Here is a 13,691-nt window from a genome sequence, read left to right as displayed (position 1 = left end):
CATGTGGCGTCGGCATGAACGACAGCCGGGCGGTCGGCGTCGGCGCAGGCGCGAAGGTGCCGCGGCGGTCGAGTTTGCCATGGTCGCCTTGCCGTTCAGCTTCATGATGTTTGCCTTGCTGGAACTCGGTGTGATCTTCACGCTGGATTCTGTGTTGTCGAACGCCATGCTCGACAGCAGTCGGCTGATCCGCACAGGCCAGGCGCAGTCCGCGAACATGACTGCCGGTGAGTTTCGCGACGATCTGTGCGGGCGTATGAGCGTGTTCGCCACCCAGTGTGAGGAGCGCATCAGTATTGATGTGAGGGTTATTCCCGCTTTCGCCACGGTTCCGCCTGACCCGATGGTCGACGGCACCACCTTTGACGATTCTCAACTGTTGTTCGATCCCGGCACGATCAACAGTCTTGTCGTTGTTCGCGTCTGGTACCGCCAGCCGCTGGTCACTGTGTTTCTGAACCAGGCCCTTTCGCGGCTGGGTGATGGAAGCGCCCGACTGATGTCAATCACGGCGTTCAGAAATGAGCCGTAAAGCCAGGGGTTTTCATACCCCGCGACAGTTCGGGCGGAACCAGGACGGTGTCGCTGCCGTAGAGTTTGCCCTTCTCGCTCCGGTCATGATCCTGCTCTATTTCGGCATGGCCGAGCTTTGTCAGGCCCATATGGCTCACAAGCGGATGAGCCACGTCACCTCGATGGTGGCTGACCTGACCGCGCGGGCGCAGTCGCTGTCGCGAAGCGAGCTGAACGACATATTCAACATCGGCAATCAGGTGATGCAGCCGTTTTCGCCCGGCCCTCTGGAGACGCGTGTCTCCAGCATCACGCGCGACAATACAGGCGTGGTGCGGGTGGACTGGAGCTTTGCCCGCGGCATGGCTCCTCGTACCGGCACGGTCGTTGTGCCTGCGGGCCTGATCAATAACGGCGAAAGCTTGATTATGTCCGAGTCTATTTACGACTACGACTCGCCGGTTGATCGGTTCCTGCCGACCGTTACCGAGTTGGAGCGCACCTACTATCTGCGGCCCCGCATCGTCGACAAGGTGATCTGTTCGGACTGCTAGCCGACCAGAGCCTCGCGTAGCGCGCGTATCTTGGCCTCGGTCTCGGCCAGTTCGGAACATGGATCGCTATCGGCCACAATACCGGCACCGGCCATGGTCCGGAATCGCCAGACCTGGCCCGGGCGTTCAAAGGCGGCTGTCCGGATCAGCACCGATGCTGTCAGCGCGCCGTCCCCGTCAATGTGGAACAGACTGCCGCACCAGGGACCGCGCGGACCTTCATGGATGGCGATGACCTTCATGGCCTGATGTTTGGGAGCACCTGTGATCGAGCCGGGCGGGAAGGTCGCCTCCATCAGGTCCGCCGCTGTCGTGCCGTCCGTCGCCTTCGCCACAATGGTGGAAACGAGATGGTGAACCGTTGGGTGACTTTCGATCTCGAACAGCCGTTCGACGCGGACCGAACCAGGTGCCGCCACCCGTGACAGGTCGTTGCGCATCAGATCGACGATCATAAGGTTCTCGGCCCGGTCCTTGGCGCTGTCGCACAGATCGGTCGCTAGCGCCGCATCGCGCACCGGATCATCATCGCGCATGCGCGTGCCCTTGATTGGCCGCGTCTCAATGCGTCCGTCCGTCGGATCACAGGTCAGGAACAGCTCGGGCGAGTTGGACACGATGGCCCGGTCGCCGATTCGCCAGAACGCGCCGAAGGCGGCCTCACGCCCGGCCAGCCTCAGCAGCACGTCGAACGGGTCGGCGTCGGGCTGTAGCTCGCCGGACCAGGCGCGCGCGATATTGGCCTGGAACAGCTCGCCCGCCGCGATGCGGTCCACGACATCGGCGACGGAGGCGCAATAGATGCGCGGTTCGTCCTCCGCCTCGAACGTCAGCGCGGGTGCCGAGGGCGTGTCCGGCGCTCTCGCCGTCTCCAGCCAGCCCACCGCGCGATCGCAGGCCAGCGTTGCTTGCGCCTCATCGCGTCCTCGCCCGACCGCCTCTACCGTCCGTGCCTCGTGGTCGAACACGAGCATGGACGGATAGCGGGCCAGCATCAGGTCTGGCCAGTCGGAGGGGCGCATACCCGTCGCCAGTCGCGCGCCTGCGTCATAGGCGATCAGGCCCACGACCCCGGTTGCGAACTCAGGATCCCGCAAGGCGTCGAGGTGACCGCTGTCTTCAAGGGCCCCGATATGTACCCGGTCCGGATCGGCGGCCACGAACGACCGCCGTCCCAGAACGCCGCCATCCGACAACAGGGCCAGCAGGCCGTCGCAGTCCCTCAGGCCATTGGCCACGGCCAGAGGCTCGCGCCAGTCGCACGTCCGGACATGACGCGCCGTCAGGCTCATGCCGCGCTCAGCCGCTCGCCGATCCGGTCGCGCAAGCCAGCGTCCACACCCAGCGCCTGCTCCAGATAGGCATCGATGGAGCCGTGGCGCGCGATGATCGTCGCCAGCGCCGTCTCCAGAAACACGGCATCGACGCCCAGGAAGGCGACGACCGCCTCATGCGAGGCCACGCGGCCCGTGCGTTTCTCCAGCTGCCGGGCGATGGCCGGGGCACGGGCCTCCAGATCGACGGCGGTATTGGTCAGCAGATAATCCGCGATCATGTCGTCGCGGTGCACGCCCAGCAGGTGATGCGTCAGGGCCGCCAGCGTCCCGGTCCGGTCCTTGCCGACGGCACAGTGGATCAGCACGGGCCGATCGCTGTCGCCCAGGGCGCGGAAATAGCGGCTGAAGGTATCCAGATGCCCCTCGTCGAACGGCAGGGTCTTGTAGGTGTCGATCATGAAGGCCCGGCCGGACACGGGGGTCAGCTCGGCCTCGCGCAGGAACCGCATGTGCGGGGCCTCGCCGCCGTCGTCCAGCTCGCTTTCGATCACCAGTCCGTCGAAGCTGGTCCACCGCCGCGAGGGTTGATCGCGTCGTTCACTGGGGCGGCGCAGGTCGACCACGGTGGCGATGTTCAAAGCCTCCAGCCGTTCCAGGTCCGCATCGCTGGCCCGGGCCTGATGCCCCGCCCGGAACAGATGACCGGTCTTGAGCCGCCGCCCCGCCGCCGTATCGTAGGCTCCGAAATCACGGAAATTATCCAGGTCGTCGAAGCGATGAATGCGAGCGGTCATGGGGCGCTTCTAGCCGACCCCGTGACCGCTCGCCACCGCATCGATGTCTCAGCCGGGCGAGCCGTTCACCAGTCCCTGCATGGCATCCAGATAGGCGATGAAGGCCTTGCGTCCGGAGGGTGTCATGCTCGCCTCGGTCAGGGGCTTTCGGCCCTCGAACCGTTTGGTCACCGCCACGAACCCGGCATCCTCCAGCTTGCGCAGGTGCACCGACAGATTGCCGTCCGTGGCCGAAAGCCGGGTCTTCAGCGTGTTGAAGTCCGCGCTCTCCACCCCCGACAGGATCGCCATAATCCCCAGGCGAACCCGTCCGTGGATGACGTCGTCGATGCGGTTGATGTCGAACGCCTCTTCGACCTTTGCCGCAGGCTCGCTCATTTCCCGGCCGCCCGCATGAAGATGTAGCCGGGCAGGCCCATCAGACCTATCAGAGCGGCGGCGTAAGCCAGATACTGCCCCGTGCCTCCTGCGAACAGGGCCAGGATCGGGGCGGCGATGAAGCTGGCGATCGACAGGATCCACATCGCCCGCGAGCGGTGCATGACGGCGCTGACGGCCCAGCCGGTGGCGTAGAAGACCATGATGATGGACGGGATCAGGGCGGAGATCACGGGGATGGTATCCACACCTAGTTTCCACCCCAGAGCCACCATCGAGACGAACATCGCGAAGATGCCCCAACCCATGGCCGACCACGCGATGGCTGAGGCCTTGTTGGCCGTCGTCTGGACCGTCTCCGTCCGCTTGAGCTGAGGCGTCGCGATGGCGATGAAGGCGGCGTAGATCAGGCCCGACGCCAGCCAAGGGATCCAGACGGCGTCCATACCGCCCGGCAGCAGGCCGGTCGCAAAGGCCCAGTGGAACAGGCTTGCGATTCCGAAGACCAATCCACCGGTCATCAGGAACGAGCCGCCGCGCATAGGTGTCTGCGCGCCTTCCTCGGCCAGCTGCCGCATCCAGGCGATGTCATTGGGGGTGTCGATAGGGTCGTGGGTCATATTGAAGTCCTCCTTGACCGAGGACTTACGACAAGTGCTTTGTATTGTAAAGTCCATTGTCATGGCGAGGTCGTGTGGGGCGGCTTGCGGCTTCACATCAGACTTTTCAGGCCTTCGCGGTAGGTCGGATAATTGGGCCGCCAACCCAGCTCAGCCTTGGCCCGGGCGTTAGAAAGCCGCTTGGAGTCCAGATAGAAGCGCCGCATGCCATCGCTGACCGAGGCATCGGTCCAGTCCACCTCGCGTGGCTGGGGCAGACCCAGCTGTTCGGCCGTCCATTCCATGACCGCGTCGGCTGCGGCCGGTTCGTCATCGCACAGCGTATAGGCCCGGCCCGGCTGGGGCCCTGCCATGGAGGCGAACAGGCCGCTGACGACGTCGTCCACATGGATGCGGTTGAACACCTGCCCCGGCTTGCGCACCCGCCGCGCCGTGCCGTCGCGCAGCCGGTCGATCGGCGAGCGGCCGGGGCCGTACAGGGCGGGCAGGCGGAAAATCTGCACCGTCAGCCCCATGCCCTGACCCGCATCCAGCCAATCTCGCTCGGCGCGCACCCGCCGTGCGCCCTCCAGACTGGCAGCATTCAGCGCATCGTCCTCGAAGGCCCAGCCCCCGTCCCGGTCGCCATAGACGGCTGTGGAGGAGACATAGCCAATCCAGTCCGGATAGGCCCCGGACGCCGTTATCGCGGGCACCAGGGCTTCCAGCCCGGGACAGCCCGAAGGCCCGGGTGGTGCGGTGATCAGTATGGCCTTTGCCCGACCCACAGCTTCGGACAGGGCGACGGCATCGGCGGGGTCGATGGCTTCGAAACCAAGGTGCCCCAGTTCGGCCCGGCGGTCTTCATCGCGGCTGGTAAGGACAACGTGATCAGCCCGGGCCGCAGCGGCCTTTGCCACGGCCTCGCCCAGCCAGCCGCCACCGAAAATCAGCAGGCATGAGACTTCGGCGATGTGGGTCATGAAGGTGTCAGGCCGAGACGGCGCGGGGCGTGACCGGGCGGGGCGGCGTTACCGCGACCGCCGTTTCCGTCTTCACCGCCTTGGCGCGCTTACTGTTCCAGGTCGACACGCACGGCACCTTGGCCGGATCGGCGCGGTCGGCATAGCGCCGCGCGATGTCCGTCACCTCGTCCATCAGCCCCTGGGCCAGGGTGATGGGCTTCAGCCCCAGATCGCGGAACTGGTCATTGGCCACGACCAGCTCGTTCTCATCCGCCTCCTGGCGTGGATTGGGGACATTGTGGACTTCGGCCCCCGTCATCTCGGCGATCATCCCGGCCAGGTCGCGGACCCGGCGGCTTTCGGTCATCTGGTTCAGAATCTTGACCCGATCCCCCGTCTTCGGCGGGTTCTTCAGCGCCAGCTCGACACAGCGCACCGTGTCCTGAAGATGGATGAAGGCGCGCGTCTGCCCGCCCGTGCCATGCACCGTCAGCGGATAGCCGACCGCCGCCTGCATCAGGAAACGGTTCAGAACGGTTCCATAATCGCCGTCATAGTCGAAGCGGTTGATCAGCCGCTCGTCTTGGCGCGTCTCTTCCGTCTGGGTGCCCCAGACGATGCCCTGGTGCAGGTCTGTGATCCGCACGCCGTCGTTCTTGGCATAGAACTGAAACAGCAGGGCATCCTGGGTCTTGGTCATATGATAGATCGACCCCGGGTTCGGCGGGAACAGGATTTCCTGCTCCGTTGGCCCGAAGTCGGTGTCCACCGTGACCTTCAGATAGCCCTCTGGGATGCGCAGGCCGGCGGTCGTATAGCCATAGACCCCCATGGTCCCCAGGTGCGCCAGATGCACGTCCCGCCCGCTCTCCACGATGGCGGCCAGCAGGTGATTGGTGGCGTTCAGATTGTTGTCGACGGTGTAGAGCTTGTGCCGCGCCGACTTCATCGAATAGGGGGCCGCGCGCTGCTCGGCGAAATGGACGATGCTGTCTGGGGCCCAGTCGCGGATCAGGGCGACCAGCCGGTCGAACTCCTTGCCGACGGTCATGTTGACGAAGTCGATGGTCCTGCCGCTGACCTCCTGCCAGGCCGCGATCCGCTCGCCCATGGACCGAATGGGCGTCAGCGACTGGACCCCCAGTTCGTTGTCGATGTTGCGGCGGCTCAGATTGTCGACGACGCAGACGTCCCAGCCCCGCGCCGACAGGTGCAGCGCCGTCGGCCAGCCGCAAAAGCCGTCACCACCCAGAACCAGTACGCGCATCATATACCCTTCCAAAAGACCCTGACGCCTCGTTAGCCGAAGGGCCGGGGCGCGCAAAGCGTGGCCTTAACGCGCCCGCGCCCGCCATTGATCCCGGCTCTGGCCCCAGATGTCGACGCGCGCCGTCTCGAACGGTGCCGGCAGGGTGCCGGGGCCCCGGTTGGTGGAGCCCAGCCGGTCGGCCAGTTTCTGCGACGGCGCATTGTCCGGATCAATGCAGTGGATGACCTCGGTCCAGCCCAGGACATCGAAGGCATAGTCGATACTGGCGACCGCCGCCTCCATCGCATAGCCCTTGCCGTGGGCGTCGGGATGCAGGCTCCAGCCCACCTCGGTGCCGGGCCAGCTGAGCGGCTGCCACGGCCCAATCCGGCCCAGCCAAAGCCCCGTCTCGCGCTCGATCACCGAGAACATCGCCACGCCGGTCAGGCTCCAGGCCCCGGCCATCGACATCATCGCCCGCCAGGTCGCAGGCGCTGCCTGCACTCCGCCGATAAAACGCGCCGTCGCCGGATCGGCCATCAGCTCGGCCCAGCGTGGGAAGTCTTCCATCGCCGTGGGGCGCAGGGTCAGGCGCTCGGTTTCAAGGATGGGTCCGGTCATAGGCGGTACACCTGCTCGAGTTGATACAGACTGCCGTCACTCTTCAGCGTGCTGGAATACAGGCCGAACTGGTCGATGCGGATCGGCGGCGAATGCAGCAAATTGTTCTGCGCCACCCAGGCCCCCAGCCGGGCCGGATCGGTCTGGCTGTTCAGATAGGCCAGGGTGACGTGCGGGTGATAGGTCCGCTTCTCCATCCTCACGCCCGCCCGTTCGGCAGCCGCCTTGCAACGACCGGCCAGAACATTCAGCCGCTCACACGGTGCCACCCCGGCCCACAGGGTGTGGCTGCGGTGCGCATCGCCGAACGCCCCGACACCGGTCAGTGCGATCTCAAACGGACCCGTGCCTTGCGCCCGCTCCAGTTCCAGCGCCAGATCGTCGGCCCGGCGCTCGTCGATCTCGCCATAGAAGGCCAGGGTGACATGCAGCTGTTCCGCCGTTCGCCAGCGCGCACCGGGCAGGCCGGTCTGGCGTGCGGCCAGGGTCTCGGCCACATCCTCGGGGATACACAGGGCGGTGAACAGACGGATCATGCGACTGTTCGTAGCGGGATGCAGCCTTTGCCCCAAGTCCGGTTTTCCTTGCGGAAGGGCTGATCACGCCCGATATTATCGCAAAGGCCGGGGTTCGCCCGGCTCGATTTGGAGGACGATCTCGCGATGAGCGATTTCAGAAACGGCTATTCCGCCCCCGTCACCGCCGACATGTCGGTCGATGCGGGCCTGCGCAGCTTCATGCTGGGCGTCTACAACAAGGTGGCCCTGGGCCTGCTGGTCTCGGCCGTGTTGGCCTATATCACGGGCTCGGTGCCGGCGGTGCGCGACCTGCTGTTCGCGACCCAGGTGTTTCCCGACGGCGTGACCCGCCTGACCGGCTTCACCATCCTGGGCATGATCGTGGCCTTCTCGCCGCTGGTCGTTCTGCTGGGCTCCAACTTTGTCATGAAGAACCCGACGGCGGCTAGCGCGGGTGGCCTCTACTGGCTGATCGTGGCCCTGATCGGCGCGTCCATGGGTACGGTCGTGCTGATGTATACGGGGGCCTCGGTCGTCCAGACCTTCCTGATCACGGCGGCCGCCTTCGGCGCGCTCAGCCTGTTCGGCTATACGACGAAGAAGGACCTGACCGGCATGGGCAGCTTCCTGATCATGGGCGTCATCGGCCTGATCATCGCCTCGGTGGTGAACATGTTCCTGCAGAACGGCATGATGCAGCTGATCATCAGTGCCCTCGGCGTGCTGATCTTCGCCGGCCTGACCGCCTACGACACCCAGCGCCTGAAGATGACCTACTATGCCCTGGGCGGCGATCGCAACGCCATGGGCGTGGCCACCAGCTACGGCGCGCTGAGCCTGTACATCAACTTCATCAACATGTTCCAGTTTCTGCTGGCACTGTTCGGTGGGCGTAGGTGATCGCTTTAGTGCGCTAATGCTCCACGCGCGGCGGCTCGCTGCTTGAGCGCAATGTGTGTTTTGGACAGGGTCTCGGCGGAAACGCCGGGGCCCTTTTCTATTCCACCACCCGGAACTTGCGACTGTCGAACACACGCAGCACCTGCGGCAGCTCGCGTCCCCGGCGCAGGATGATGCCGCCTTCGCCGATGACCGCCCACTGCCCCTGTTTCAGACGCAGGGCCGGACGTTTCTCGATCCGGTACAGGGGCGCGTCGCCGGACCGGCGGAAGACCGCGAACTCCGCAACCTCCTTATGCCCGATCATCGCATAGTCCCGCCATTCGCCCGCCGAGACCATCCGTCCATAGACCCTCAGGATCAGGGCCAGCTCGGTGCGGTCGAAGAAGACCGGCCCGGCCTGAGACGACAGATCGGCGACATCGTTCATGCCTCCCAGATTAGGCCGTACCCGGCCAAATGCCAGAGTATCCGGAGCCGACCGAACGTCGCCTGGTCAATAAAAATGCCCGAACACGAAATCGCCGCCATTCGGCCCATCGCCCGCCGTCATGGAGGGTGACACCTGTCTCATCGGCTCGCCAGAGTCCGGAGCGGTCCCGGATCCTGAACAGCCCCCCCAGCCCCCCTGGATCACTCCATAATGGGCTCTGGTGGGCCGATGCTTCCTCCAAAGCAGAGACGCCCGCCCAGCCATCTCCCCCCTCCGGCCAGGCGGGCGTTTTGCTGTCTGGTGTAGGGTCCCTTATTGCAGTGTGAGGGTGGGCGTTTCATCGCCGCGCTCGACGACCACGCGACGCTGACCCTCGCCGCCCAGCGCCTGACCGAGGGCCGACAGTGTGGTCACACGGCGTCCCTCGACCGACCGGATCACGTCGCCGGCCATCAGCTCGGCATTGGCGGCGGACGAACCGCCCTCGACCGCGAACACGACCAGCCCATCCGACCCCGCCCGCACCGAGGCCCCGCGTCCGATCAGAGCCTCGGCCCCGACCGTCACATCGCGCGGTGTCGAAGCCTCGACCGTCAGGGTCGTGCGCAACTCCTGACCGTCGCGCAGATAGACCACGGCCAGTTCCGTGCCCGGCGCGGCGATGCCGATGGTGGCGTTGACGGTTCCCGCATTGGACACGGCGCGATCGTGGATGCGCGTGAGGATGTCGCCGCGCTTCAGCCCCGCAGAATCGGCGCTGGAGCCCGGGGCTACATCTTCCACCACCGCCCCGCGCACGATCCGCAGGCCAAAGCTGCGAGCGCGTGTGGCGTTCAGCGAGCCCAGGATGGCCCCGGTCTTGCCGCGCTTGACCTCTCCGGCCTCACGCAACTGATTGGTGACATACAGCATGATCTGGGTCGGCACGGCGAAGGCGATGCCATCGTTGCCGCCCCCACCACCCGACAGAATCGAGGTGTTGATCCCGATCAACCGCCCCCGGCTGTCTAGCAAAGGCCCGCCGGAGTTGCCGGAGTTCACCGCCGCATCGGTCTGGATATAGTCCTCGATCCGGTCGCCCATGCCCGACCGACCCAGGCCGGAGATGACACCCATGGTCAGGGTCTGATCCAGCCCCAGCGGATAGCCGACGGCAAAGGCCAGGTCGCCGGTCCGCAGGGTGCCGGAATCGGCCACCTCGACCTGGGCCAGGCCCGTCGCCTCGATCTTCAGTACGGCCAGATCGGTCGCCTTGTCGGTGCCGACCAGGGTGGCATCGAACAGCCGCCCGTCCAGCAGGTCGACCGTGTATTTGCCTCCGCCTTCGACCACATGATTGTTGGTGATGATGATGCCCTGACCCGCATCGACGATCACGCCCGATCCGCTGGAGATGGGCTTGGGATCATTTTCGCCGGACGTCGGCCCGCTGGACTGGGCCAGGGTGGTGACCTGCACCACAGCGGGCAAGGATTGCTCCAGCCCGGTGGCGAAGCTGAACACGCCCCGCTGGTTGTCGAAGAAGATCGGATCCTGGGCGGCAGCGGGCAGGGCGAACGTCAGTGGCACCGCCGCGATCAGCGCAAGAGCCGACAGCCTGTTAGCTCGGATCATGAAACGCCGCATCGCACACCTCTGTTGTCCAGTGATGAACCCTAGCGTGAGAATTGCGCCGTGACGACCGCCCCCGGCGCGGCGTCACCAATCGTCATGCTGGCCCCATGGCGTTTCAGGATGGTGCGCACGAAGGCCAGCCCCATGCCGTGGCTTTCCCGCCCCTGCGCGACGGCCATGGATACGGCCGCAGCGGGGTCTCTCAGGGCCTCGGGCGCAAAACCCGGGCCTTGATCCGCGACCGACAGGAAGGGACGGTCGCCGTTTCTGGCAACCGTCAGGGTGACGACGCCGGCGTCCGGTGAGAACTTGACCGCGTTGTCCACCAGATTGGTCACGGCGCGCTGCAACAGCGACCGCACGCCCAGCACCTCGACCGGTTCGGCCACAACGCGGATCGTCGCGCCGCACTCGTCGGCCAGGGGTTCGTAGAGTTCGGCGGCGGCGGTGACCAACTGGTCCAGGCGAATGGTCTCGAACACCCAGGCCTCGCCATCGCGCAGGGTCATGGCCTCGTTCATCGCACGCGTCAGCTGGGTCAGGTCCGCCTTGACCTCCTGGGCCAGTCGGCGGGCCTCAGGCGACAGTTCGGCCTCCTTCAGCCGGTCCAGCCTCGCGGTCGCGCGGGCCAGAGGTGTACGGAAATCATGCGCCAGCTGGTCAGCGGAATCCCGCAACCAGCTGAGCAGTTCCTCCAGCCGATCCAGGGTGCCGTTCACATGGCCGGTCAGTTCCGTCAGTTCGGGGGCAACGGCCGTTTCCGGGGCCCTCAATGAAAAGTCACCGATCCCGGCCCGATCCAGCGCCTGGCTGACCTCCGTCACGGCGCGGGTCAGGCGCTGCCGGGCGTAACCGGCCGCGCCCAGCCCGATGGCCAGAAGTGCCAGCCCGGCCCCGATGACCACGATCACAGCCCGCCCCCAGGCCTCGCCCGAACGATCGACGACGCGGCCGACGATGATGTCCAGGGGCCCGACCGGGCGACGCACGGCCACCACTTCGACCGCACGATTCGGACAAACGACCCCCTTGGCCAAGGCGACGACGTAGACATCCTCGCCCAGCTCTGGTGCACGATCCGCCAGGGTCGTGGCCAGGGCGGCCAGGCCTACCGGCGGCCCGACCGGCGAGCGAATATAGCGCACGCCCGCCCCGCCGCGCCCTGTACGGCACGTCTCCTCCAGGCTTTGTGCGCCTCGCGCATTGCCGCTCTGGAAGGTGGCCAGCCAGCCCGCCAGGAAGGCGGTATCGCCTTCAGTCAGTGTCGCGGTGCCCAGGCCCGTCTCGATGCCCAGCTTCTGGACCATGGAGCCATAGTCATCCAGTGCAGCCAACGCTGCCTGTTCGCGCTGATCCACCCGCACCGCCGCACCCGTCACATACAGCGAGCCTGTCAGGGCCAGGGCCGCCACGATGGCCATTCCCACAACCAGCTGGGTCGAGGTGCCCTGTCCCAGCCAGCAGCGCAGGCCGCCCAGGGTCAATCGGTCTCGCCTGCGGGCCGGCGTCATTCTGTCCTGTCGGACAGCTCGCGGAAGATCAGGCTCTGGCTGCGGGCCGAGACGATCAGGGGGTGCAGGTCTTCGCCCAGTTCGGGCACCTGTTCCTTCAGCCGTCGCCGCAGGGCGCTGATGCGGGCATCGATGATGTTGACAAAATTGTCGGGCAGAAAGGTCCACTCCACCCAGCATTTCTCCCACAGCATGGTCTTGGTCACCGGCTGCCCTCTTGCGCCCATCAGTTCGCTGACGATGGCAAACTCCAGTGGCGACAGCTCGATCAGACGCGACTTACCGCACATCTCCAGCTTCAGCGTGCGGGCGCCTGTCGCCAGGCGGAATGGTCCGTTGATCAGATCCGCTCCGGCGGGCCTGGCCCGCCGCGCGGCGCGGCGCAGCTGGGCGGCGATCCGGGCCAGCAGTTCCTCGTCGCCGACGGGCTTGGACAGATAGTCGTCCGCCCCGGCGATCAGTCCCTCGACCCGTTGCCGTTCGGCTCCGAGAGCGGTCAGCATCAGGGCCGGGGCATCATAGGACAGGCTGTCCCCTGCGCGGATACGTTTCAATGTCTCCAGCCCGTCCAGGCCGCGCGTCATCCGGTCCAGGATCAGAACGTCGAAGGGCGCGTCCTTGATCGCGGCCAGGGCTTCCTCGCCGCTCTCGACGCGGCGCACGCCCTCAAACCCGGCCGCGAGCAATCTGTCAGACACATGGGCCGAAAGCGCCGCATCGTCTTCCAGCAGCAGGGCGTGCCGCCCCGCGAAGACCACGCCAAGCTGAGCGAAGGCGTCTGTCTCGGATATCGGCATCGTTTCTCCGTCCACGATCAGGTCTCCCATTCTGGGGCCGGACGATAGGGGGCTGTGGGTCAAAGACAATCCAGGGAAACATGATCCTTTCTGACGGATGCGCGTTACAGCGCGCGTCTCTCCCATCGACAGGTTCCCATCATGAAGCGTATCGCCCTTCTTCTGCTCGCGGGCTCCTCCCTCGCCGCCTGCCAGACTGCGCCTGCCGCCAACGCCGGATTCCTGAGCACCTATGATGGCTTGACGATCCGCGACGACACTCTGCGCGCCTCGATCCGCGAGCGACGCGACGAGGCTGCGGCCACGGCGGTGGAGCAGGTCTATCTGGAGCCCTCGGTCCTGGTCGCCGGCGCGGGCGACGCCCTGTCCGAGGCCGATCGGGCCCTGGTCCTGCGCGAGGTCGACCGTCAGGTCTGCTACGAGATGAGCGAGCGGTTCACCGTCGTGAACAATGCCGCCAACGCCGCCCGCGTGCGCACGGCCGTGACCGGCATCAACCCCACGGGAGCTGCTGGCTCGGGCGTCGCCGCTATCGCAAATGTCCTGATCCCCGGGCCCGGTACCCTGCGCGTGCCCGGTACCACGGGAGGCCTCGCCGCCGAGGCGGAACTGGTCGCGCCGGGCGGGATGCAGGTCGCTGCCCTCGCCTGGGCCCGCAATGCCAATGTGGTCGGTGTCGACAGCCCCTCGCTATCCCGTGTCGGTGACGCCCTGCAGATGGCCGAGCCCTTCGGCGACGCCGTCGGCGACGCCTTCGCCCCCACGGGCCGGGCCGTGCGCCCCATCGCCGATCCGGACCCTTGCGCGGCCTACGGCCCGCGCACCCAGCCTGCCGGCTTCGCTACCCGCCTGGTCACCGGCCTCTATGTGCCCGAGATCAACACGGGCACGCGGGCCGAGCCGCCGAAAGAGTGAGGCCAATTTTCCTCCCCATCTCAGATGGGGGGGACCGCGCAGCGGTGGAGGGG

The 13,691-nt window shown here is 66.2% G+C and carries 16 protein-coding genes; 4 read left to right on the top strand and 12 right to left on the bottom strand.

Annotated elements, in window-relative coordinates; genetic code table 11:
• Position 1: 1 nt before the first annotated feature.
• A complete protein-coding gene (locus WC585_RS04535) occupies positions 2–532 on the top strand; it encodes a TadE/TadG family type IV pilus assembly protein (protein ID WP_373256365.1) in 531 nt (176 codons plus the stop codon).
• The gene (locus WC585_RS04530) at positions 522–1,067 is read left to right on the top strand and encodes a TadE/TadG family type IV pilus assembly protein (RefSeq protein ID WP_373256364.1); all 546 of its coding nucleotides are present in this window, start codon (positions 522–524) and stop codon (positions 1,065–1,067) included. Before WC585_RS04535 ends, WC585_RS04530 begins: the two co-directional genes overlap by 11 nt.
• On the opposite strand, the gene WC585_RS04525 is transcribed toward WC585_RS04530, so the two are convergent.
• The 8 genes from WC585_RS04525 to thpR form a co-directional block, all read right to left on the bottom strand.
• On the bottom strand, positions 1,064–2,359 hold the full coding sequence (locus WC585_RS04525; RefSeq protein ID WP_373256363.1) for an anthranilate synthase component I family protein: 1,296 nt from the start codon (positions 2,357–2,359) through the stop codon (positions 1,064–1,066). The two genes, WC585_RS04530 and WC585_RS04525, sit on opposite strands and share 4 nt — an antisense overlap.
• Positions 2,356–3,138 carry a tyrosine-protein phosphatase gene (locus WC585_RS04520; protein WP_373256362.1) on the bottom strand — a complete coding sequence of 261 codons (783 nt, stop codon included), beginning with the start codon at positions 3,136–3,138 and terminating at the stop codon, positions 2,356–2,358. Before WC585_RS04520 ends, WC585_RS04525 begins: the two co-directional genes overlap by 4 nt.
• A 48-nt stretch (positions 3,139–3,186) precedes the next feature.
• Entirely contained in the window at positions 3,187–3,516 is a 330-nt protein-coding gene (locus WC585_RS04515; RefSeq protein WP_292173284.1) for a transcriptional regulator, read from the bottom strand.
• A complete protein-coding gene (locus tag WC585_RS04510; protein ID WP_373256361.1) occupies positions 3,513–4,136 on the bottom strand; it encodes a hypothetical protein in 624 nt (207 codons plus the stop codon). The genes WC585_RS04515 and WC585_RS04510 overlap by 4 nt, the downstream gene beginning before the upstream one ends.
• A gap of 92 nt (positions 4,137–4,228) precedes the next feature.
• On the bottom strand, positions 4,229–5,098 hold the full coding sequence (locus WC585_RS04505) for an SDR family NAD(P)-dependent oxidoreductase (RefSeq protein WP_373256360.1): 870 nt from the start codon (positions 5,096–5,098) through the stop codon (positions 4,229–4,231).
• Between the two features lie 7 nt (positions 5,099–5,105).
• The gene (locus WC585_RS04500) at positions 5,106–6,347 is read right to left on the bottom strand and encodes an NAD-dependent epimerase/dehydratase family protein (RefSeq protein WP_373256794.1); all 1,242 of its coding nucleotides are present in this window, start codon (positions 6,345–6,347) and stop codon (positions 5,106–5,108) included.
• A gap of 66 nt (positions 6,348–6,413) precedes the next feature.
• Positions 6,414–6,950, bottom strand: coding sequence for a GNAT family N-acetyltransferase (locus tag WC585_RS04495; protein WP_373256359.1), 537 nt, complete (start codon positions 6,948–6,950; stop codon positions 6,414–6,416).
• On the bottom strand, positions 6,947–7,486 hold the full coding sequence (gene thpR, locus WC585_RS04490) for an RNA 2',3'-cyclic phosphodiesterase (protein ID WP_373256358.1): 540 nt from the start codon (positions 7,484–7,486) through the stop codon (positions 6,947–6,949). The genes WC585_RS04495 and thpR overlap by 4 nt, the downstream gene beginning before the upstream one ends.
• A gap of 126 nt (positions 7,487–7,612) precedes the next feature.
• Here thpR and WC585_RS04485 point away from each other — a divergent pair, with 126 nt between their 5' ends.
• Positions 7,613–8,368 (top strand): Bax inhibitor-1/YccA family protein, encoded by a 756-nt coding sequence (locus WC585_RS04485; protein WP_373256357.1) that lies wholly within the window; start codon positions 7,613–7,615, stop codon positions 8,366–8,368.
• A gap of 97 nt (positions 8,369–8,465) precedes the next feature.
• Here WC585_RS04485 and WC585_RS04480 read toward each other — a convergent pair whose 3' ends face one another.
• The 4 genes from WC585_RS04480 to WC585_RS04465 form a co-directional block, all read right to left on the bottom strand.
• Positions 8,466–8,798 (bottom strand): DUF2794 domain-containing protein, encoded by a 333-nt coding sequence (locus WC585_RS04480; RefSeq protein ID WP_373256356.1) that lies wholly within the window; start codon positions 8,796–8,798, stop codon positions 8,466–8,468.
• A 315-nt stretch (positions 8,799–9,113) separates the two neighbouring features.
• Positions 9,114–10,415 (bottom strand): trypsin-like peptidase domain-containing protein, encoded by a 1,302-nt coding sequence (locus WC585_RS04475; protein ID WP_373256355.1) that lies wholly within the window; start codon positions 10,413–10,415, stop codon positions 9,114–9,116.
• Between the two features lie 41 nt (positions 10,416–10,456).
• Positions 10,457–11,926, bottom strand: a complete 1,470-nt coding sequence (locus WC585_RS04470; protein WP_373256353.1) for an ATP-binding protein — start codon at positions 11,924–11,926, stop codon at positions 10,457–10,459.
• Positions 11,923–12,723 (bottom strand): response regulator transcription factor, encoded by an 801-nt coding sequence (locus WC585_RS04465; RefSeq protein ID WP_373256352.1) that lies wholly within the window; start codon positions 12,721–12,723, stop codon positions 11,923–11,925. The genes WC585_RS04470 and WC585_RS04465 overlap by 4 nt, the downstream gene beginning before the upstream one ends.
• A gap of 141 nt (positions 12,724–12,864) precedes the next feature.
• Here WC585_RS04465 and WC585_RS04460 point away from each other — a divergent pair, with 141 nt between their 5' ends.
• Positions 12,865–13,638, top strand: a complete 774-nt coding sequence (locus WC585_RS04460; RefSeq protein WP_373256351.1) for a DUF3313 family protein — start codon at positions 12,865–12,867, stop codon at positions 13,636–13,638.
• Positions 13,639–13,691: the final 53 nt, after the last annotated feature.

The sequence above is a fragment of the Brevundimonas sp. genome, assembly GCF_041648055.1.
GTDB lineage: Bacteria > Pseudomonadota > Alphaproteobacteria > Caulobacterales > Caulobacteraceae > Brevundimonas.
The sequence above is the reverse complement of the archived record's forward strand: the minus strand, read 5'-3'. Positions and strand labels throughout refer to the sequence as shown.

Bases quoted from the DNA above. Each gene is read 5' to 3' on its own strand.
- WC585_RS04520 (WP_373256362.1), bottom strand. From the start codon at position 3,138: ATGACCGCTCGCATTCATCGCTTCGACGACCTGGATAATTTCCGTGAT.
- WC585_RS04515 (WP_292173284.1), bottom strand. From the start codon at position 3,516: ATGAGCGAGCCTGCGGCAAAGGTCGAAGAGGCGTTCGACATCAACCGC.
- WC585_RS04465 (WP_373256352.1), bottom strand. From the start codon at position 12,723: ATGCCGATATCCGAGACAGACGCCTTCGCTCAGCTTGGCGTGGTCTTC.
- WC585_RS04495 (WP_373256359.1), bottom strand. From the start codon at position 6,950: ATGACCGGACCCATCCTTGAAACCGAGCGCCTGACCCTGCGCCCCACG.
- WC585_RS04525 (WP_373256363.1), bottom strand. From the start codon at position 2,359: ATGAGCCTGACGGCGCGTCATGTCCGGACGTGCGACTGGCGCGAGCCT.
- WC585_RS04535 (WP_373256365.1), top strand. From the start codon at position 2: ATGTGGCGTCGGCATGAACGACAGCCGGGCGGTCGGCGTCGGCGCAGG.
- thpR (WP_373256358.1), bottom strand. From the start codon at position 7,486: ATGATCCGTCTGTTCACCGCCCTGTGTATCCCCGAGGATGTGGCCGAG.
- WC585_RS04480 (WP_373256356.1), bottom strand. From the start codon at position 8,798: ATGAACGATGTCGCCGATCTGTCGTCTCAGGCCGGGCCGGTCTTCTTC.
- WC585_RS04510 (WP_373256361.1), bottom strand. From the start codon at position 4,136: ATGACCCACGACCCTATCGACACCCCCAATGACATCGCCTGGATGCGG.
- WC585_RS04460 (WP_373256351.1), top strand. From the start codon at position 12,865: ATGAAGCGTATCGCCCTTCTTCTGCTCGCGGGCTCCTCCCTCGCCGCC.
- WC585_RS04475 (WP_373256355.1), bottom strand. From the start codon at position 10,415: ATGATCCGAGCTAACAGGCTGTCGGCTCTTGCGCTGATCGCGGCGGTG.
- WC585_RS04530 (WP_373256364.1), top strand. From the start codon at position 522: ATGAGCCGTAAAGCCAGGGGTTTTCATACCCCGCGACAGTTCGGGCGG.
- WC585_RS04485 (WP_373256357.1), top strand. From the start codon at position 7,613: ATGAGCGATTTCAGAAACGGCTATTCCGCCCCCGTCACCGCCGACATG.
- WC585_RS04505 (WP_373256360.1), bottom strand. From the start codon at position 5,098: ATGACCCACATCGCCGAAGTCTCATGCCTGCTGATTTTCGGTGGCGGC.
- WC585_RS04470 (WP_373256353.1), bottom strand. From the start codon at position 11,926: ATGACGCCGGCCCGCAGGCGAGACCGATTGACCCTGGGCGGCCTGCGC.
- WC585_RS04500 (WP_373256794.1), bottom strand. From the start codon at position 6,347: ATGCGCGTACTGGTTCTGGGTGGTGACGGCTTTTGCGGCTGGCCGACG.